The following is a 19,986-nucleotide window of genomic DNA, read 5'->3' as shown; positions in this document are numbered from 1 at the left end:
CGTGCGCCGAGGCGCCGCCGCTTCAGCTTGAGCGGGGCCGCTTCTTGCCTACTGAGCTGGGCTTGGCCGCCTTGGCCGCGCTGCCGGCCCGCGCGCGCAGCGCCGAGTCCAGCGCGCGCTGCGCCCAGGGCGCCATCAGCGCGGGTGATTCTATGGCGGGTGCCGGCGCGCTGTAGTAGCCCATCGAGCGTGGCACGCCCTTCATCGCATAGGTGAAGCGCCGGCAGCCCTGCGCCTCGAAGTCGGCCCGCGCCTGCGCGTCGGCCTTCAGCCACAGGGTGTCGCCCTCGCCCAGGTCGGTGACCAGGGCCACGTTCAGGCCGTCGGCCGTGCGCAGCCCCAGGCCGCCGAACATGCGCAGGGCGTGGCAGGGGCCGATGGCGGCCAGCAACTCGCAGCAATACTGGGCGAATTCGGAGTCGGCGGTGAGCGCGGTGGGCATGGCGCGATGGTAGGCGCGGGGCAAGCCTTGCGCATAATCGACGATCCATGGCCCGCCCGATTTCCGCCTCCCACGAAGTGCGGCGCGACGAGATTCTCGACGTCGCGGCGGCCTGCTTTGCGCGCCAGAGCTACCCGGCCACGCGCATGAACGACATCGCCGCGGCCTGCGGCGCGTCCAAGGCGCGGCTGTACCACTATTACGAGAGCAAGGAGGCGATCTTGTTCGACCTGCTCGACCGCTACACGCAAAAGCTGCTGGTCATCATCGGCCAGGTGCAGGCCACGGCGCACCGCCAAGCGCTGGACGAGCGCGCCACGCTGCACGAGCTGATCCGCGCCTTTCTGCGCGAGTACGAGACCTCGGCCACGCGCCACGCGGCCCTGCTGGGCAGTACGCAGTACCTGGGCGACGCGCAGCGCGAGGTCATCCTGAATCGCGAGCGCGACGTGGTGGCCGCCGTCACGCGCTTTCTGCGCCGCGCCTATCCGGATCGGGTGAGCGCGCGCAACCAGACCGCCATCGCCATGACCCTGTTCGGCATGATCAACTGGACCTTCACCTGGCTGCGCCCGGGCGGGCCGATGAGCTACGCCGAGTTCGCGGACGAGGTGATCGCCATGCTCGAGCACGGGCTGACGCCCACCGCCTGACGGCACCGCCGCGTCGCGCCGAACCGCCCTGGCGGTTTTTTTGCCGCCATTACTGGACGACTGACCAATAAGGCCCCATACTGCGCCCCACCATGGTCCGGCCCTCGCGCAACGTCGATCGGGCGCTGCTTGCCAGCGGCGCCGCGCTGTACCCGCGGCTGGGCTGCGCAGGCCTGTCGGTGCGCGCGGTGGCGGCGCACGCGGGCACCTCGCCCGGCATGTTCCACTACCACTTCGAGAGCAAGGACGACTTTGTCCGCGAGCTGCTGCAGCGCTTCTACGACGATCTGTTCGAGCAGATCGCGCCGCCCGCGCGCGAGGCCGGCGAGCCGCTGGCGCGCCTGCGCCAGGTGCTGCTGGTGCTGGGCCGCATGCTGCGCCAGCACGCGCCGGTGCTGCGCCGCGTGCTGGCCGACGCCGGCGCGGGCCACGCGGTGGCGGTGCAGTTTTTGCGCCGCAACATGCCGCGCCACCTGAAGCTGCTGCTGCAACTGCTGGCCGAGGCCGAGGCCGCCGGCCACATCGCACCGCGGCCGCCGCTGCTGCGCCTGACCTTTCTGCTCGGCGCCGTGCTGGCGCCGGTGCTGCTGGCCCTGCTGCTGAAGGAATCGGGCCTGCTGCCCACGCTGGCGCGCCCGCAAGTGGGGCCGCAGGTGCTGTCGGACGCGGCCATCGCGCAGCGCGCCGACCTGGCGCTGCAGGCGCTGACCACCGGAGACTTTCATGCCTGAACCGCATCGTCACGCCCGGTGGGCACTGGGGTTGGCCCTGGCCCTGGCCGGGTGCAAGGAGGCGCCGGCGCCCGGCTGGTCGGGCTATGTCGAGGGCGACTATGTCTACGTCGCCGCGCCGGTGGCCGGCCGCCTGCAGCAGCTGGACGTGCAGGCCGGCGACCAAGTGAAGGGCGGCGCGCCGCTGTTCGCGCTCGACGGCCAGACCGAGCGCGACGCCGCCCGCACCGCCGAGGCGCAACTGGCCGCTGCCCAGGCGCAGGCCGCCAACCTGCAGACCGGTCGTCGGCCGGACGAGATCGCGCAGATCGAGGCGCAGCTGGCCCAGGCGCGCGCGCAGGCGCAGCTGGCGCAGACGGACGCCGCGCGCAAGACGGCGCTGGTGGCGCAGGCGGCGGTCTCGCGCATGGATGCGGATGCGGCGCGCACCGCAGCCGATCAGGCACGCCAGCGCGTGCGCGAGCTGGAGGCCGCGCTGCGCACGGCGCGCCAGCCCGCGCGCGTGCAGGAGCGCGCCGCCGCCCAGGCGCAGGCGCAGGCCGCATCGAGCGCGCTGGCCGCGCAGCGCTGGCGGCTGGGGCAGACCACGCAGAGCGCGCCGGCCGATGCGCAGGTGGCCGACACCTATTACCGCCTGGGCGAATGGGTCGGCGCCGGCCAGCCGGTGCTGGCGCTGCTGCCGCCGGCGCAGATCAAGGCGCGCTTCTTCGTGCCCGAGACCGAGGTCGCCAGCCTGAAGCCGGGCGATGCGGTGCAGTTGATTTGCGACGGCTGCGGCGCGCCGATCGCCGCGCGCATCAGCCGCATCGCCACGCAGGCCGAGTACACGCCGCCGGTGATTTATTCGAACGCGCAGCGCGCCAAGCTGGTGTTCCTGGTCGAGGCGCGGCCGGGCGCCGCCGACGCCACGCGCCTGAAACCCGGCCTGCCGCTCGACGTGCGGCGCGCGCCGCTCCAGAGTGGTTCATGATCAAATCGGCCGCCAGCGCGCGTGCATCAAGCACAAGCAGCTATGAATGAAATAGCAAACGCGGCCGAGCTGGCGATCGACGTGCGCGGCCTGACCAAGCGTTACGGTGGGCGGGCGGTGGTCGACCAGGTCGACCTGCAGGTGCGCGCCGGGCGCATCTGCGGCTTTCTCGGCCCCAACGGCAGCGGCAAGACCACCACCATCCGCATGCTGTGCGGCCTGCTGACGCCCGACGAGGGCTCGGGCACTTGCCTGGGGCTCGACCTGCGGCGCGAGGCGCTGGCCATCAAGCGCCAGATCGGCTACATGACGCAGCGCTTCGGCTGGTACGAGGACTTGTCGATCCGCCAGAACCTGGACTTCGTGGCGCGCCTGTTCGCCGTGCCCGAGCGGCGCGCCGCCGTCGATGCGGCGCTGGCGCGGCTGGGCCTGGTGGCGCGCCAGCACCAGCTGGCCGGCGCGCTGTCGGGCGGCTGGAAGCAGCGCCTGGCGCTGGCCGCCTGCCTGATCCACGCGCCGCGCCTGCTGCTGCTCGACGAGCCGACGGCCGGCGTCGACCCCGCCGCGCGGCGCGACTTCTGGGACCAGATCCACCAGCTGGCGGCGCAGGGCATCACGGTGCTGGTGTCGACCCACTACATGGACGAGGCCGAGCGCTGCCACGAGCTGGCCTACATCGCCTACGGCCGCCTGCTGGCGCGCGGCACGCAGGGCGAGATCATCGGCGCCGCGGGTCTCGTGGTGTTCGAGGTCGCGGGCGACGAGGTCGGCCCCTTGCTGGTGAGCGAGCTGCAGGCCCTGCCCGGCGTGCAGAGCGTGACCGCCTTCGGCAGCCGCCTGCACGTGGCCGGGCAGGACGCCGCGCTGCTGCGCGACGCCCTGGCGCCGCTGGCCCAGCGCCCCGGCCTGCGCGTGGCGCCGGCCGAGGCGAATCTGGAAGACGTCTTCATCAGCCTCATCGGCCAGGCGCAAGACAACTTCGCCGGCGCGGCGCAGCCGTCATGAGCCGTTTTTCGTTCGCCCGCACCTGGGCCGTGTTCGTCAAGGAGTTCCAGCAAATCCTGCGCGACCGCCTGACCTTTGCCATGGCCGTCGGCATCCCGATCCTGCAGTTGGTGCTGTTCGGCTACGCCATCAACAGCGACCCCAAGCAGTTGCCGACGGCGGTGGTGACGGCCGAGCAGGGCCCGCTGGTGCGCAGCCTGATCACGGCGCTGCAGCACAGCGACTACTTCCGCGTGGTGCAGACGGGCGGCAGCGAGGCGCAGGCCGACGCGGCGATGGCGCGCGGCGAGCTGCAATTCATCGTCGTCGTGCCGCCCGGCTTCGAGCGCGAGCTGCTGCGCGGCCAGCGGCCGACCCTGTTCGTGGCTGCCGACGCCACCGACCCGGCCGCCGCCGGCAACGCCCTCGCCGCGCTCGGCGCCCTGGCGCCGCAGGCGCTGGCGCACGACCTGAAGGGCGCGCTGCGCCCGCTGGCCGCCACGCCGCCGCCGTTCGAGCTGCGCGTGCACCGGCGCTACAACCCCGAGGGGCTGTCGCGCGTCAACATCGTGCCGGGCCTGGTCGGCACCATCCTGACCATGACGATGATCATGTTCACGGGCCTGGCGATGACGCGCGAACGCGAGCGCGGCACGATGGAAAACCTGCTGGCCACGCCGGCGCGCCCGGCCGAGGTGATGCTGGGCAAGATCGCGCCCTACGTCGTCATCGGCTACCTGCAGCTGGCGGTGATCATGGGCGCGGCCTGGGTCTTGTTCGCCGTGCCCATGGTGGGCAGCCGGCCGTTGCTGGGCGCGATGATCGGCGTCTTCATCGTCGCCAACCTGGCGGTCGGTTTCACCTTCAGCACGCTGGCGCGCAACCAACTGCAGGCGGTGCAGATGACGCTGTTTTTCTTTTTGCCCTCGATGCTGCTGTCGGGCTTCATGTTCCCGTTTGCCGGCATGCCGCGCTGGGCGCAGTGGATCGGCGAGGTGCTGCCGCTGACCCACTTTTTGCGCATCGTGCGCGGCATCATGCTCAAGGGCAGCAGCCTGGGCGATCTGCTGCCCGAGCTGTGGGCGCTGCTGGCCTTCACCCTCGCCGTCAGCGCCGTGGCGCTGCTGCGCTACCGGCAGACGCTGGATTGAGCGGGCGCCCGATAATCGGCGCCAACTTCAGCTGTGAACGGATTTCCACCGATGAATGCCATCGACATCGTCATCATGGCCGCGGGCAAGGGCACCCGCATGAAAAGCCGCGTGCCCAAGGTGCTGCAAAAGCTGGCCGGGCGGCCGCTGCTGGGTCATGTGCTGGCCACGGCGCAGGCACTGCACGCGCGCCGCGTGGTCGCCGTCACCGGCCACGGTGCTCCTGAAGTGGAAGCTTATGGCGCAGGCGTGGCGGGCGCTGCAGGCCGATTCGACCTGAAATTTGCGCGCCAGGAGCCGCAGCTGGGCACCGGCCACGCGGTGCAGCAGGCACTGCCGCTGCTGGCCGACGACGGCCTGGTGGTGGTGCTGTCGGGCGACGTGCCGCTGACCGAGGCCGCCACCCTGCAGGCGCTGGTGGATGCGGCGCAGGGCGAGCGGCTGGCGCTGCTGACGGTGCGCCTGCCCGAGCCGACGGGCTATGGCCGCATCGTGCGCGCGGCCGACGGCGGCGTGCAGCGCATCGTCGAGCAAAAGGACGCCAGCGCCGACGAGCGCGCCATCACCGAGGTCTACAGCGGCATCATGGCCGTGCCCGCGCGCCATCTGCGCCGCTGGCTGGGGCGTCTGACCAACGACAACGCCCAGGGCGAGTACTACCTGACCGATGTCGTGGCCATGGCGGTGCAAGATGGCGTGCCGGTGGTCGCCCACCGCATCGACGACGCGCTGCAGGTGGCGGGCGTCAACAGCCCCGTGCAGCTGGCCGAGCTGGAGCGCGCGCACCAGCGGCGCCAGGCCGAGGCGCTGATGCTGCAGGGCGTGCGCCTGGCCGACCCGGCGCGCCTGGACCTGCGCGACGATGCGCGCAGCGGGGCGCCGGCCGCGCTGAGCTGCGGGCCGGACGTGGAGATCGACGTCGGCTGCATCTTCAGCGGCCGGGTCGAGCTGGGCGAGGGCGCGCAGATCGGCGCCTATTGCCACATCACCAACGCGAGCATCGCGGCGGGCGCGGTGATTCACCCCTTCACCCACATCGACGGCGAGCAGGCCGGGGTGCGCGTGGGCGAGGGCGCGCGCGTCGGCCCGTTCGCGCGGCTGCGGCCGGGCGCCGAGCTGGGGCCCGAGGTGCACATCGGCAACTTCGTCGAAGTGAAGAACAGCACGCTGGCGGCGGGCGCCAAGGCCAATCACCTGGCCTATCTGGGTGATGCCGCGGTGGGCGAGCGGGTGAACTACGGCGCCGGCAGCATCACCGCCAACTACGACGGCGCCAACAAGCGCCGCACGGTGATCGAGGCCGACGTGCACATCGGCAGCAACTGCGTGCTGGTGGCGCCGGTCACCATCGGCGCCGGCGGCACGGTGGGCGGCGGCTCGACCATCACCCGCAGCACGCCGCCGGGTGTGCTGAGCGTGGCGCGCGGCAAGCAGGTCAGCATCGCGGGCTGGCAGCGGCCGACGAAGAAGGCGCGCGGCGCTTGAGCGCGCGCCGGGCCGGCGTGGCCGTCAGCGGCGCCGCTCCGAGCCCCAGGGATCGTCGTCGGCCGTCGTGGCCGGCGCCAGGTCCATCAGATCGGTCAGGCTCATCGGCTCGGTGTTCTTGGCCGTCGGCGCGGGGGTGGGGGCGGCAGCGCTCGGCGCCGTCGTGGCTTGCCCAAGCGGCGCCTGCCCGCTGGCCGCGGCGGCTGGCGGCGTCAGGCTGGCCGTGCGCAGGCGCTGGCGGAACTCGTGCGGCGACGGCATGCCGCGCGTCGAGCGCTTGACGCGGATCAGGCGGATGCCGGCCGCTTTCAGCACGCGGTGCTTTTCGGCCGCGTCCTGCTCGGCCTGCTCGTCGCTGTCGTGCACGGCGTCCAGCTCGAACGCATACATGGCGCGGCCGGCGCGGTCGCAGACCACGAAGTCCACCGAGTGCTCGGCCAGGCGGCGCTGCGTTTGCAGCCGGTCGCCGGCGCCGCGCGGGGTCACCAGCTGCGACAGCGGCACGCGAAACAGCACCGGCCGGCCGGCAAAGGCGTCCACCAGGTACTGCAGCAGTTCGGTCTGCGCCGGCGAGATGGCGGCGGCGGCGGCAAAGCGCTCGTGCGAGGCCTGCGCCGGTGCGGCCGCGGGCCGGCGCCGCTGCCACAGCCAAGCCGCGGCGAGCGCGATCAGCAGGACGATGCCGGCGACGATCCAGGTCGTTGACGAATCCATGGGCGTTGCTCCTTCCCCTCGCGCCCGGTCGGCGCGCCCTGCAGTCTACGTGGAACCAAGGGCAACGCTGACCCAGTCCTCGCGCGCGTCGCATCCCTGGGCTCGGGCGGTCTGCGGCGTTGAAAATCCTCGCGATACCGCCCGGTATCGCTGCGGTTTTCGCCTTGCCGCCCATCCCGATCCAGGGCGCGCCACATCGCGCCGACTTGTTCAGCGTTGCCCGAGCTCTTCCCAGCGCTCCAGCGCCTCGGTCAGCGCCTGGTCGATGGCGGTGTCGCGCGCCTGCAGGGCGACGGCCTGCTGCAGGTCGCTCTGGTAGAGCGTGCCGTCGGCCAGGCGCGCGCGGATGTCGGCCTGCTCGGCTTCGAGCGCCTCGATGCGCGCGGGCAGGCCGTCCAGCTCGCGTTGCTCCTTGTAGCTGAGCTTTCGTTTTTGTAGCGCCTGGCGCTCGTTTGGCGCGGGCTGAGGGGCGTTTTGCCTTGCAATTTCGGGCGGCGCCGCCGGGACCGGTGCGCGCAGCGCCTGCCAGCGCGCGCTTTGCGTCAGCCAGTCCTGCACGCCGCCCTCGTACTCGCGCCACTGGCCGGGGCCGTCCCAGGCCAGGGTGCTGGTCACCACGTTGTCCAGAAAGGCGCGGTCGTGGCTGACCACGAACACCGTGCCCTCGTAGTCCTGCAGCAGTTGCTCCAGCAGCTCCAGCGTGTCGATGTCCAGGTCGTTGGTGGGCTCGTCCAGCACCAGCACGTTGGCCGGGCGCGCGAACAGGCGGGCCAGCAGCAAGCGGCCCATCTCGCCGCCCGACAGGCTCTTGACCGGCGAGGCCGCGCGCGCCGGGCTGAACAGGAAGTCGCCCAGGTAGCTCTTGACGTGCTGGCGCCGCGTGCCGATCTCGATCCACTCGCTGCCGGGGCTGATGAAATCCGCCAGCGTGGCCTCGGGGTCGAGCGCCGCGCGCATCTGGTCGAAGTAGGCCACCTGCAGGTTGGCGCCGCGCCGCACGCGCCCGCGGTCGGGCTCCAGCTCGCCCAGGATCAGCTTGAGCAGCGTGGTCTTGCCCGCGCCGTTGGGGCCGATCAGGCCCAGCTTGTCGCCGCGCAGCACGGTGGCGCTGAGGTCATCGACGATGGTCTTGGCGCCGAAGGCCAGCTGCACGTGCTCCAGCTCGGCCACCAGCTTGCCCTGGTAGCCGGCCACGCCCGCGTCCACGTCCAGCCGCACGCGCCCGACCTGCTCGCGCCGCGCCGCGCGTGCCGCGCGCAAGGCCTGCAGGCGATTGATGCGCCCCTGCGCGCGGGTGCGGCGCGCCTCCACGCCCTGGCGAATCCAGGCTTCCTCCTGCGCCAGCAGCTTGTCGGCGCGCGCGTGGATCGTGGCCTCCTGCGCCAGCTGCTCGGCCTTCAGCGCCTGGTACTGGGCGAAGCTGCCCGGATACGACAGCAGGCGCCCGCGGTCCAGCTCGACGATGCGCGTGGCCACGCGATCGAGAAAGGCGCGGTCGTGCGTGACGATCACCGCGGCGCCGCGAAAGTCCAGCAGCAGCTCTTCCAGCCAGAGCATGGCGTCCAGGTCCAGGTGGTTGGTCGGTTCGTCCAGCAAGAGCACGTCCGGCCGCGTCACCAGCGCCTGAGCCAGCGCCACGCGCTTGCGCGTGCCGCCCGAGAGCTCGCTTACCGCGGCCTCGGGCTGCAGCCGCAGGCGCTGCAGGGCCTCGGTCACGCGCTGCTGCCAGTGCCAGCCGTCCTCGGCCTCGATGCGCGCCTGCAGGGCCGCCAGGTCGCCCTGGCCGGCGCCGTAGGCGTCGATCCAGCCGCGCACCGTCGCCAGGCCCTGCGCCACCGCGTCGAACACCGTGGCCGCGCCACTCAGCGCCGGGTCCTGCGCGACGTAGGCCAGGCGCAGGCCCTGGCTCATCCGCAAATCCCCGTCGTCCAGCCGCTCCAGCCCCGCCAGCACCTTCAGCAGCGAGGACTTGCCCGTGCCATTGCGCCCGATCAGGCCCACCCGCTCCTGCGCTTCCAGGCTCAGCTGCGCGTCGTCCAGCAGCGGGACGTGCCCGAAGGCCAGGTGGGCGTGTTGAAGCGTGATCAGGGACATGAGAGGGACGGTGGCGAAGCAGGCTGGAAAAATTCGGCGGCTCTTGCGATCGGCAAGAAAACGATGCTATAGTCTAGGGCTTCGCTGATCGCAGGCCAGCCTGCTGATCTCGAAAGGGAATCGAGGTCCTGAGTTTGACGACACCACACAAGAGTCGTCACAATTCGAGGCCCTGCTAAGTGCGTTGGGCAAACCTGCAAAACGCAATAGGTAGAAACCCTAAAATTTGACAGGTCATTGAGAATCGAGTGATAATTCAAGGCTTCGCTGATCGCAGCGAGGATGACGCAAGACGGGTAGTTTTGCGTGTTGGATCATTAACAAGATACAGCCGATAAGCGTGGGCGTTTGGTGGCGAATTGCCAAGTTCTTTCAGGACTAAAACAAACGCTCATGAAGATAGAAGTGAAGTTCACTTCAATTCCGTTTAAGTGAGTGACTCGAGAGAGTATAAATTTCAAGATCGAACTGTAGAGTTTGATCCTGGCTCAGATTGAACGCTGGCGGAATGCTTTACACATGCAAGTCGAGCGGCAGCGCGGGGCAACCTGGCGGCGAGCGGCGAACGGGTGAGTAACACATCGGAACGTGCCCAGACGTGGGGGATAGCCCGGCGAAAGCCGGATTAATACCGCATGTGATCTGAGGATGAAAGTGGGGGACCGCAAGGCCTCACGCGTTTGGAGCGGCCGATGGCAGATTAGGTAGTTGGTGGGGTAAAGGCTTACCAAGCCTGCGATCTGTAGCTGGTCTGAGAGGATGATCAGCCACACTGGGACTGAGACACGGCCCAGACTCCTACGGGAGGCAGCAGTGGGGAATTTTGGACAATGGGCGCAAGCCTGATCCAGCCATTCCGCGTGCAGGACGAAGGCCTTCGGGTTGTAAACTGCTTTTGTACGGAACGAAAGGGCTCTCTCTAATACAGGGGGCATATGACGGTACCGTAAGAATAAGCACCGGCTAACTACGTGCCAGCAGCCGCGGTAATACGTAGGGTGCAAGCGTTAATCGGAATTACTGGGCGTAAAGCGTGCGCAGGCGGTTTTGTAAGACAGAGGTGAAATCCCCGGGCTCAACCTGGGAACTGCCTTTGTGACTGCAAGGCTGGAGTGCGGCAGAGGGGGATGGAATTCCGCGTGTAGCAGTGAAATGCGTAGATATGCGGAGGAACACCGATGGCGAAGGCAATCCCCTGGGCCTGCACTGACGCTCATGCACGAAAGCGTGGGGAGCAAACAGGATTAGATACCCTGGTAGTCCACGCCCTAAACGATGTCAACTGGTTGTTGGGAATTCATTTTCTCAGTAACGAAGCTAACGCGTGAAGTTGACCGCCTGGGGAGTACGGCCGCAAGGTTAAAACTCAAAGGAATTGACGGGGACCCGCACAAGCGGTGGATGATGTGGTTTAATTCGATGCAACGCGAAAAACCTTACCCACCTTTGACATGTACGGAATCCTGCAGAGACGCAGGAGTGCTCGAAAGAGAGCCGTAACACAGGTGCTGCATGGCTGTCGTCAGCTCGTGTCGTGAGATGTTGGGTTAAGTCCCGCAACGAGCGCAACCCTTGCCATTAGTTGCTACGAAAGGGCACTCTAATGGGACTGCCGGTGACAAACCGGAGGAAGGTGGGGATGACGTCAAGTCCTCATGGCCCTTATAGGTGGGGCTACACACGTCATACAATGGCTGGTACAAAGGGTTGCCAACCCGCGAGGGGGAGCCAATCCCACAAAGCCAGTCGTAGTCCGGATCGCAGTCTGCAACTCGACTGCGTGAAGTCGGAATCGCTAGTAATCGTGGATCAGCATGTCACGGTGAATACGTTCCCGGGTCTTGTACACACCGCCCGTCACACCATGGGAGCGGGTTCTGCCAGAAGTAGTTAGCCTAACCGCAAGGAGGGCGATTACCACGGCAGGGTTCGTGACTGGGGTGAAGTCGTAACAAGGTAGCCGTATCGGAAGGTGCGGCTGGATCACCTCCTTTCTGGAAAAAAAGCAATTCAAGCTCAAACGTCCACACTTATCGGTTGTTGGAAGGTGTCGCCAGCGGTCCGGGCAAGAGACAGGCCCGCGGTTGACCGACTAGGGTCTGTAGCTCAGTTGGTTAGAGCACCGTCTTGATAAGGCGGGGGTCGTTGGTTCGAGACCAACCAGACCCACCATTTCCTCCAGCACAGAACCGGGGGATTAGCTCAGCTGGGAGAGCACCTGCTTTGCAAGCAGGGGGTCGTCGGTTCGATCCCGTCATCCTCCACCAAGATTTCAATATCAAAGCATCGACAGGCGACTGCATCGGTGTTTTGATATTGGCATTGCCAATAATTGGAGTCGCAAGACTTCCGGCTGTTCTTTAACAATTCATAGAGTCGAATCAGCGTTGTCGACGGAAAGGACCAGATCGTCAAGGTCTTGTCCACCGTGCCGTCGGCAACAATTTTTGATTGCGTCACAAACGAATTCAACGCGAGTTGTATTCGAGTAATCCGAGCGAAAGCTCGATTACGGCATAACGCGCCAGGTGAAAGACCTGGCAAGTCCTTGATAGGCTTTGGTTTCGTGAGAAACGTCAAAGTTATAGGGTCAAGTGACTAAGAGCATGTGGTGGATGCCTTGGCGATGATAGGCGACGAAGGACGTGATAGCCTGCGATAAGCTTCGGGGAGCTGGCAAATGAGCTTTGATCCGGAGATTTCCGAATGGGGAAACCCACCGAAAGGTATCTTGCGATGAATACATAGTTGCAAGAGGCGAACCGGGTGAACTGAAACATCTCAGTAGCTCGAGGAAAAGACATCAACCGAGATTCCGAAAGTAGTGGCGAGCGAAATCGGAGAAGCCTTCTAGTGATAGCACGAGCGTTAGCAAAACGAGCTGGAAAGCTCGGCCATAGCAGGTGATAGCCCTGTATGCGAAAGCGCACGTGTGGTACCAGGCTAGAGACAAGTAGGGCGGGACACGTGTAATCCTGTCTGAACATGGGGGGACCATCCTCCAAGGCTAAATACTCATCATCGACCGATAGTGAACTAGTACCGTGAGGGAAAGGCGAAAAGAACCCCGGGAGGGGAGTGAAATAGATCCTGAAACCGCATGCTTACAAAAAGTCGGAGCCCTTCGGGGTGACGGCGTACCTTTTGTATAATGGGTCAGCGACTTACATTCAGTGGCAAGGTTAACCGAATAGGGAAGCCGAAGAGAAATCGAGTCCGAATAGGGCGTTCAGTCGCTGGGTGTAGACCCGAAACCAAGTGATCTATCCATGGCCAGGATGAAGGTGCCGTAACAGGTACTGGAGGTCCGAACCCACTGGTGTTGCAAAACCAGGGGATGAGCTGTGGATAGGGGTGAAAGGCTAAACAAACTTGGAAATAGCTGGTTCTCTCCGAAAACTATTTAGGTAGTGCCTCAAGTATTACCTGCGGGGGTAGAGCACTGTTTTGGCTAGGGGGTCATGGCGACTTACCAAACCAAGGCAAACTCCGAATACCGCAGAGTACAGCTTGGGAGACAGTGCACCGGGTGCTAACGTCCGGACACAAGAGGGAAACAACCCAGACCGCCAGCTAAGGTCCCTAAAATTGGCTAAGTGGGAAACGAAGTGGGAAGGCTAAAACAGTCAGGATGTTGGCTTAGAAGCAGCCATCATTTAAAGAAAGCGTAATAGCTCACTGATCGAGTCGTCCTGCGCGGAAGATGTAACGGGGCTAAGCCAGTTACCGAAGCTGCGGATGCACACGCAAGTGTGCGTGGTAGGAGAGCGTTCTGTAAGCCTGTGAAGGTGGCTTGTAAAGGCTGCTGGAGGTATCAGAAGTGCGAATGCTGACATGAGTAGCGTTAAAGGGGGTGAAAAGCCTCCTCGCCGTAAGCGCAAGGTTTTCTACGCAACGTTCATCGGCGTAGAGTGAGTCGGCCCCTAAGGTGAGGCAGAGATGCGTAGCTGATGGGAAACAGGTCAATATTCCTGTACCGATGTGCAGTGCGATGTGGGGACGGATCCTAATAGGTCATCCAGTTATTGGATTCTGGTTTAGGCAGATGTAGGCGACAAGTAGGCAAATCCGCTTGTCATATACCGAGGCTGCCGATCGAGCGAGCTTGCTCGTGAAGTGACTGAACGGGGTTCCAGGAAAAGCCACTAAGCTTCAGCTGCACACGACCGTACCGCAAACCGACACTGGTGCGCGAGATGAGTATTCTAAGGCGCTTGAGAGAACTCTGGAGAAGGAACTCGGCAAATTGACACCGTAACTTCGGAAGAAGGTGTGCCCAAGTAGTGTGATGAGAACATCTGAGCATGAAAGGGTTGCAATAAATAGGTGGCTGCGACTGTTTATCAAAAACACAGCACTCTGCAAACACGAAAGTGGACGTATAGGGTGTGACGCCTGCCCGGTGCTGGAAGATTAATTGATGGGGTGCAAGCTCTTGATCGAAGTCCCAGTAAACGGCGGCCGTAACTATAACGGTCCTAAGGTAGCGAAATTCCTTGTCGGGTAAGTTCCGACCTGCACGAATGGCGTAACGATGGCCACGCTGTCTCCTCCAGAGACTCAGCGAAGTTGAAATGTTTGTGATGATGCAATCTCCCCGCGGAAAGACGGAAAGACCCCATGAACCTTTACTGTAGCTTTGTATTGGACTTTGAACGGATCTGTGTAGGATAGGTGGGAGGCTTTGAAGTGCGGTCGCTAGATCGCATGGAGCCAACGTTGAAATACCACCCTGGTGCGTTTGAGGTTCTAACCTGGGTCCCTTATCGGGATCGGGGACAGTGCATGGTAGGCAGTTTGACTGGGGCGGTCTCCTCCCAAAGCGTAACGGAGGAGTTCGAAGGTACGCTAGTTACGGTCGGACATCGTGACGATAGTGCAATGGCATAAGCGTGCTTAACTGCGAGACTGACAAGTCGAGCAGATGCGAAAGCAGGACATAGTGATCCGGTGGTTCTGTATGGAAGGGCCATCGCTCAACGGATAAAAGGTACTCTGGGGATAACAGGCTGATACCGCCCAAGAGTTCATATCGACGGCGGTGTTTGGCACCTCGATGTCGGCTCATCTCATCCTGGGGCTGTAGTCGGTCCCAAGGGTATGGCTGTTCGCCATTTAAAGAGGTACGTGAGCTGGGTTCAAAACGTCGTGAGACAGTTTGGTCCCTATCTTCCGTGGGCGCTGCAGATTTGAGAAAGCCTGCTCCTAGTACGAGAGGACCGGAGTGGACGCACCCCTGGTGTACCTGTTGTCACGCCCGTGGCATCGCAGGGTAGCTAAGTGCGGAAGAGATAACCGCTGAAAGCATCTAAGCGGGAAACTCGTTTCAAGATGAGATCTGCCGGGGCCTTGAGCCCCCTCAAGAGTCGTTCTAGACCAGGACGTTGATAGGCTGGGTGTGCAAGGGCAGCAATGCTCTGAGCTAACCAGTACTAATTGCTCGTGCGGCTTGACCCTATAATTTTGATCAGCCCGATCAAAACTGTTATGCCAAGTGACGCAAACAAAATATTCGCGTAATATTCATTCGTGAAATACCGAAGCTGATCCGCTCTGTGAATTGGTCTGGCAGTCAACCGACTGCCAGACAACAAGTTATGCCTGATGACCATAGCAAGGTGGCCCCACTCCTTCCCATCCCGAACAGGACCGTGAAACGCCTTAGCGCCAATGATAGTGCGGACTCCCGTGTGAAAGTAGGACATCGTCAGGCTATTACAGCCAAAACGCCCCATCCAACAAAGGATGGGGCGTTTTTTTTGGCGAACGCCTGCTCCCCGTCGGCGCTCTACAATCAGGCCATGATTTCACGCGAACCCACAATCGAGCGCTTGGCCACCGCCAAGTCGGTGCTGTTGACCCCGTTCGGCCTGACCGAGGCCGATCTGGGGCGGGTGCTGGGAGACATCGCCACCCATGTGGTGGACGATGCCGACCTGTACTTTCAATACACCCGCGCCGAGAGCTGGAGCCTGGAAGAGGGCATCGTCAAGACCGGCAGTTTTTCCATCGACCAGGGTGTCGGTGTGCGCGCCGTCAGCGGTGAGAAGACGGCCTTCGGCTACTCGGATGACATCTCGTTGACCTCGCTGCTGGAGACGGCGACGGCGGTGCGCGCGATCGGTGCGGCAGGGCAAAGTCGCCGCATCAAGCTGGCCAAGACCAAGCTGGCCGGCAGCCGCCGGCTGTACGCCGACCTGGATCCGATCGCCACGCTGGGCAGCGCCGACAAGGTGCAGCTGCTGGAGCAGGTCGAACGTTGGGCGCGTGCCAAGGACCCACGCGTGGTCCAGGTCATGGCGGGCCTGGCCTGCGAATACGACGTGGTGCTGATTGCGCGTCTGGATGGCACCCTGGCCGCCGATGTGCGCCCGCTGATTCGCCTGTCGGTGACCGTCATCGCCGAGCAGGATGGGCGTCGCGAGGTGGGTTCCTTCGGCGGCGGCGGCCGCTTCGGCCTGGACTACTTCGACGAGGCCCTGCTGCGCCGCTACGTCGACGAGGCCGTCGCCGGCGCGTTGACCAATCTGCAGTCGCGCCCCGCGCCGGCCGGCGAGATGACGGTGGTTTTGGGGCCGGGCTGGCCCGGCGTGCTGCTGCACGAGGCGGTGGGGCACGGCCTGGAGGGGGACTTCAACCGCAAGGGCTCCAGCGCCTTCAGCGGCCGCATCGGCCAGCGCGTGGCGGCCAAGGGGGTGACGGTGCTGGACGACGGCACCATTGCCGGGCGCCGTGGCAGCTTGAACGTCGACGACGAGGGCCATGCCACGCAGCGCAACGTGCTGATCGAAGACGGCATTCTCAAGGGCTACATGCAGGATGCGTTGAATGCCCGGCTGATGAAGGGCAAGCCCACCGGCAACGGCCGACGCGAGAGCTACGCGCACATTCCCATGCCACGCATGACCAACACCTACATGCTGGCGGGCGACAAGGATCCGCGCGAGATCGTGGCCAGCATCCGGCGCGGGCTGTACGCCACCAACTTCGGCGGCGGGCAGGTCGACATCACCAGCGGCAAGTTCGTGTTTTCGGCCAGCCAGGCCTACTGGGTCGAGAACGGCCAGATCCAGTACCCGGTCAAGGGCGCGACCATCGTCGGCAGCGGACCGGAGGCCCTAAAGAAGGTGACCCTCATCGGCAACGACCTGCAGCTCGACTCGGGCGTGGGCGTGTGCGGCAAGGAAGGGCAGAGCGTGCCGGTGGGCGTGGGCCAGCCCACGCTGCGGCTCGAAGGCCTGACCGTGGGCGGCACGGCGTGACCTGCGCGCAACACCAGCGCACAGCCGGGCGTCGTCATTCGCCGCGCAGCCGCGCCAGCTGTGCTATATTTTGCCGGTGATGTTCCAAGCCGCTGCGTTTTATTTCTCCTTTTGGTTCTCGGTCCCCGGCGGACGAGAGGAGAAGATGTAAGCGCCTTGCAGCAGACCTCCCAAGAACCGCCGACGCGATGAGCCCGGCGGTTTTTTTGTGCCCCGATTCTTCTTTCAGCCATCAAGGAAAACCGTCATGAACGCCAAAGCCCACGCGGACGCCCCGTCGTCCTGGCAGAACTCGCCGGAACGCACCAGCCAGACCGACGACGAACGCATCAAGGACATTGCCGTGTTGCCGCCTCCAGAGCATCTGATTCGCTTTTTCCCCATTCGCGGCACGCCGGTCGAGACGCTGATCCGCGACACGCGCAAGGCCATCCGCCGCATGATCGCCGGCAAGGACGACCGTCTGCTGGTGGTGATCGGCCCGTGCTCCATTCACGATCCGGTGGCCGCCATGGACTACGCGCGGCGCCTGCAGCCGATGCGCGAGAAGTACCGCGACACGCTGGAGATCGTGATGCGTGTGTACTTCGAGAAGCCGCGCACCACGGTGGGCTGGAAGGGCCTGATCAACGACCCCTACCTCGACCAGAGCTACCGCATCGACGAAGGCCTGCGCATCGCACGCCAGTTGCTGATCGAGATCAACCGCTTGGGCCTGCCGGCGGGCAGCGAGTTTCTGGACACCATCTCGCCGCAATACATCGGCGATCTGATCAGTTGGGGCGCCATCGGCGCGCGCACCACCGAAAGCCAGGTGCACCGCGAGCTGGCCTCGGGCCTGTCGGCGCCGGTGGGCTTCAAGAACGGCACCGACGGCAACATCCGTATCGCCATCGACGCCATCCAGGCGGCGGCGCGCGGCCACCACTTTTTGTCGGTGCACAAGAACGGCCAGGTGGCCATCGTGCACACCGAAGGCAACCGCGACTGCCACGCCATCCTGCGCGGCGGCAAGCTGCCCAACTACGACGCCGCCAGCGTCAAGGCCGCGTGCGATCAGCTGACCGAAGCCAAGCTGCCGCCCGCCCTGATGATCGACATGAGCCACGCCAACAGCAGCAAGAAGCACGAGCGGCAACTCGACGTCGCGCGCGACGTGGCGGCGCAGCTCGGCGCCGGCTCGCGCTGCATCTTCGGCGTGATGGTGGAAAGCCACATCCACGACGGCGCGCAGAAATTCACGCCCGGCAAGGACGACGTGTCCGCGCTCGAATACGGCAAGAGCATCACCGACGCCTGCATCGGCTGGGACGGCTCGCAAGCCATCTTGCAGGTGCTGTCCGATGTCGTACGGGCGCGGCGCGCGCGGGGCGAGACCAACTGCTGAAAATTTACATGAAATCGAGCGCTGGCGCCCGTCCTTAGAGCGCGAGCAGCTATCTATTTGATAGCATCTGCAGCAGCTTGGCGTGCACCCCGCCAAAGCCGCCGTTGCTCATGCACAGCACGTGATCGCCGGGCCGCGCCGCGGCATCGATCTGGGCCACCAGTTCGTCGATGCCGGCCGCCACCTGGGCGCGTTCGCCCAATGGCGCCAGCGCGGCGGCGGCGTCCCAGTCCAGGCCGCCGGTGTGGCAAAAGGCCCGGTCGGCGTGCTCCAGCGCCCAGGGCAGCTGGCTCTTCATGGTGCCCAGCTTCATGGTGTTGCTGCGCGGCTCGAACGCGGCCAGGATGCGGTCGGCGCGCCGGCCCGCGGCGTCCAGCTGCGCGCGCAGGCCGTCGATGGTGGTGCGCATCGCCGTGGGATGGTGGGCGAAGTCGTCGTACACGGTGATCAGGCCACCGGCGCGCGCCACGGTGCCGCGCACTTCCATGCGGCGTCGCACGTTCTCGAAACGGGCCAGGGCGGCGCAGGCCTGCGCGGGCGTCACGCCCACGTGCTCGGCGGCGGCAATGGCGGCCAGCGCGTTGAGCTGATTGTGCGTGCCCGACAGCGCCCACTGCACGCGGCCGACGCCGCGCCCGCCCTGCAGCACCTCGAAGTCGCCGGCATCGCCCTCGGCGCGGAAGTCGCTCACCGCGCTGCCGAAGCCGCGCCGCTCGCTCCAGCAGCCTTGCGCCAGCACGCGAGTGAGGCTTTCTTCCAGGTCGTTGACCACCACGCGTCCGCTGGCCGGCACCGTGCGCAGCAGATGGTGAAACTGGCGCTCGATCTGCCCCAGGTCGTCGAAGATGTCGGCGTGGTCGAACTCCAGGTTGTTCAGCACCGCGGTGCGTGGGCGGTAGTGCACGAATTTGCTGCGCTTGTCGAAGAACGCGGTGTCGTACTCATCGGCCTCGATCACGAACAGCGGGCGCGCCTGCCCTGAGGCCAGGGCGCCCAGGCGCGCCGAAATGCCGAAGTTGAGCGGCACGCCACCAACGAGGAAGCCGGGCGTCAGGCCCGCGCGCTCCAGCACCCAGGCCAGCATCGAGGTGGTGGTGGTCTTGCCGTGCGTGCCGGCCACGGCCAGCACGTGGCGGCCGGCCAGCACGTGTTCGGCCAGCCACTGCGGGCCGCTGGTATAGGGCGCCCCCGCATCGAGGATGGCTTCCATCAACGGATACTTGGGTGTGCCGTTCGCCAACCGTGCGCGCGAGACCACGTTGCCGATGACGAAGACATCGGGTTTGAGCGCCAGTTGATCGACGCCATAACCTTCGATCAGCTCGATGCCCAGCGCGCGCAACTGGTCGCTCATGGGCGGGTAAACGCCCGCATCGCAACCCGTGACCGTATGGCCGGCTTCGCGCGCCAGCGCGGCCAGGCCGCCCATGAAAGTGCCGCAAATGCCCAGAATGTGAATGTGCATGGCGGCCGATTCTAGAGATCAGCGCGCACTCAGATTGGGGCGGGGCGTGAAATAGCGCAGCAGGCGCTCCAGCAGCAGCGCGCCGATGATCAGCGCGTAGACCTGCACCTCGGCGAAGTCGTTCTTGCCGGCCCGCATCCAGAAGAAGTGCAGCAGCGCCAGCCCCGCGATCAGGTAGACCAGCCGGTGCAGCGTCTGCCACTGGCGCCCACCCAGCCAGCGCACGGCGCGGTTGAACGAGGTCAGCGCCAGGGGCAGCAGCAGCAGCCAGCATGCAAAGCCCACCAGGATGAACGGGCGCTTGAGGATGTCGCGGCCGATGTCGGCGGCCACCCAGCCCATGTCCAGCCAGGCGTAGCTCAGCAGGTGGACGCAGGCGTAGAAGAAGGTGAACAGGCCCAGCATGCGCCGATAGCGCGCCAGCTGCGGCGTGCGGGTGCGGATGCGCAGCGGCGTGACGGCGAGCGTGAGGCACAGAAAGCGCAGCGTCCAGTCACCGCAGGAGCGGATCAGCGCTTCGGCCGGATTGGCGCCCAGGTTGTCGGTTGCCGCGCCGTACACCAGCCACGCCAAGGGCAGCAGGCACAGCACGAAGACGAGCGGCTTGGCGGCCGGGTGCAAAAGCAATGCGCGCACGGGCTTCACGCG

13 protein-coding genes, 2 tRNA genes and 3 rRNA genes are annotated in these 19,986 nt (G+C 65.4%); 13 read left to right on the top strand and 5 right to left on the bottom strand.

Annotation, left to right across the window (positions count from 1 at the left end; all coding sequences use genetic code 11):
• Positions 1-22: 22 nt before the first annotated feature.
• The gene (locus ACWHMB_RS16660; protein ID WP_377479543.1) at positions 23-442 is read right to left on the bottom strand and encodes a TfoX/Sxy family protein; all 420 of its coding nucleotides are present in this window, start codon (positions 440-442) and stop codon (positions 23-25) included.
• Between the two features lie 47 nt (positions 443-489).
• On the opposite strand from ACWHMB_RS16660, the gene ACWHMB_RS16655 reads away from it, so the two are divergent.
• From ACWHMB_RS16655 to glmU, 6 genes are all read left to right on the top strand, one after another.
• Positions 490-1,095 (top strand): TetR/AcrR family transcriptional regulator, encoded by a 606-nt coding sequence (locus ACWHMB_RS16655; protein ID WP_293222452.1) that lies wholly within the window; start codon positions 490-492, stop codon positions 1,093-1,095.
• A 92-nt stretch (positions 1,096-1,187) separates the two neighbouring features.
• A complete protein-coding gene (locus ACWHMB_RS16650; protein WP_293222454.1) occupies positions 1,188-1,826 on the top strand; it encodes a TetR/AcrR family transcriptional regulator in 639 nt (212 codons plus the stop codon).
• Positions 1,819-2,796 carry an HlyD family secretion protein gene (locus ACWHMB_RS16645; protein WP_293222456.1) on the top strand — a complete coding sequence of 326 codons (978 nt, stop codon included), beginning with the start codon at positions 1,819-1,821 and terminating at the stop codon, positions 2,794-2,796. The genes ACWHMB_RS16650 and ACWHMB_RS16645 overlap by 8 nt, the downstream gene beginning before the upstream one ends.
• A gap of 42 nt (positions 2,797-2,838) precedes the next feature.
• Positions 2,839-3,801, top strand: a complete 963-nt coding sequence (locus tag ACWHMB_RS16640; protein ID WP_293222458.1) for an ABC transporter ATP-binding protein — start codon at positions 2,839-2,841, stop codon at positions 3,799-3,801.
• On the top strand, positions 3,798-4,931 hold the full coding sequence (locus ACWHMB_RS16635; RefSeq protein WP_377479546.1) for an ABC transporter permease: 1,134 nt from the start codon (positions 3,798-3,800) through the stop codon (positions 4,929-4,931). Before ACWHMB_RS16640 ends, ACWHMB_RS16635 begins: the two co-directional genes overlap by 4 nt.
• Before the next feature lie 51 nt (positions 4,932-4,982).
• Entirely contained in the window at positions 4,983-6,416 is a 1,434-nt protein-coding gene (gene glmU / locus ACWHMB_RS16630) for a bifunctional UDP-N-acetylglucosamine diphosphorylase/glucosamine-1-phosphate N-acetyltransferase GlmU (RefSeq protein ID WP_377479549.1), read from the top strand.
• A 24-nt stretch (positions 6,417-6,440) separates the two neighbouring features.
• Here glmU and ACWHMB_RS16625 read toward each other — a convergent pair whose 3' ends face one another.
• Both ACWHMB_RS16625 and ACWHMB_RS16620 read right to left on the bottom strand, forming a co-directional pair.
• On the bottom strand, positions 6,441-7,130 hold the full coding sequence (locus ACWHMB_RS16625; RefSeq protein ID WP_377479552.1) for a DUF2726 domain-containing protein: 690 nt from the start codon (positions 7,128-7,130) through the stop codon (positions 6,441-6,443).
• Between the two features lie 210 nt (positions 7,131-7,340).
• Positions 7,341-9,224, bottom strand: a complete 1,884-nt coding sequence (locus tag ACWHMB_RS16620) for an ATP-binding cassette domain-containing protein (protein ID WP_377479554.1) — start codon at positions 9,222-9,224, stop codon at positions 7,341-7,343.
• A gap of 465 nt (positions 9,225-9,689) precedes the next feature.
• Between ACWHMB_RS16620 and ACWHMB_RS16615 the strand changes: the two genes are divergently transcribed.
• From ACWHMB_RS16615 to ACWHMB_RS16585, 7 genes are all read left to right on the top strand, one after another.
• A 16S ribosomal RNA gene (locus ACWHMB_RS16615) occupies positions 9,690-11,218 on the top strand.
• 101 nt (positions 11,219-11,319) lie between these two features.
• Positions 11,320-11,396, top strand: a tRNA-Ile gene (locus tag ACWHMB_RS16610).
• 19 nt (positions 11,397-11,415) lie between these two features.
• Positions 11,416-11,491, top strand: a tRNA-Ala gene (locus tag ACWHMB_RS16605).
• A gap of 321 nt (positions 11,492-11,812) precedes the next feature.
• Positions 11,813-14,681: ribosomal RNA gene (locus ACWHMB_RS16600) — 23S ribosomal RNA — on the top strand.
• Positions 14,682-14,824: 143 nt separating this feature from the next.
• Positions 14,825-14,937: ribosomal RNA gene (gene rrf, locus ACWHMB_RS16595) — 5S ribosomal RNA — on the top strand.
• Together the 16S, 23S and 5S rRNA genes with 2 tRNA genes alongside form the textbook arrangement of a ribosomal RNA operon.
• Before the next feature lie 88 nt (positions 14,938-15,025).
• Positions 15,026-16,486, top strand: coding sequence for a metalloprotease TldD (tldD, locus tag ACWHMB_RS16590; protein WP_293221237.1), 1,461 nt, complete (start codon positions 15,026-15,028; stop codon positions 16,484-16,486).
• A gap of 247 nt (positions 16,487-16,733) precedes the next feature.
• Positions 16,734-17,873 (top strand): 3-deoxy-7-phosphoheptulonate synthase, encoded by a 1,140-nt coding sequence (locus tag ACWHMB_RS16585; protein WP_377485064.1) that lies wholly within the window; start codon positions 16,734-16,736, stop codon positions 17,871-17,873.
• Between the two features lie 49 nt (positions 17,874-17,922).
• On the opposite strand, the gene mpl is transcribed toward ACWHMB_RS16585, so the two are convergent.
• Together mpl and ACWHMB_RS16575 are read right to left on the bottom strand one after the other, a co-directional pair.
• Positions 17,923-19,338: a UDP-N-acetylmuramate:L-alanyl-gamma-D-glutamyl-meso-diaminopimelate ligase gene (gene mpl / locus ACWHMB_RS16580; RefSeq protein WP_377485062.1), complete on the bottom strand. Its 1,416-nt coding sequence runs from the start codon at positions 19,336-19,338 to the stop codon at positions 17,923-17,925.
• 18 nt (positions 19,339-19,356) lie between these two features.
• The gene (locus ACWHMB_RS16575) at positions 19,357-19,974 is read right to left on the bottom strand and encodes a protein-methionine-sulfoxide reductase heme-binding subunit MsrQ (protein ID WP_293221243.1); all 618 of its coding nucleotides are present in this window, start codon (positions 19,972-19,974) and stop codon (positions 19,357-19,359) included.
• Positions 19,975-19,986: the final 12 nt, after the last annotated feature.

The organism is Ottowia pentelensis (genome assembly GCF_964341695.1).
Note: the sequence above shows the minus strand (reverse complement) of the source record. Positions and strands in the feature narration are given on the sequence as shown.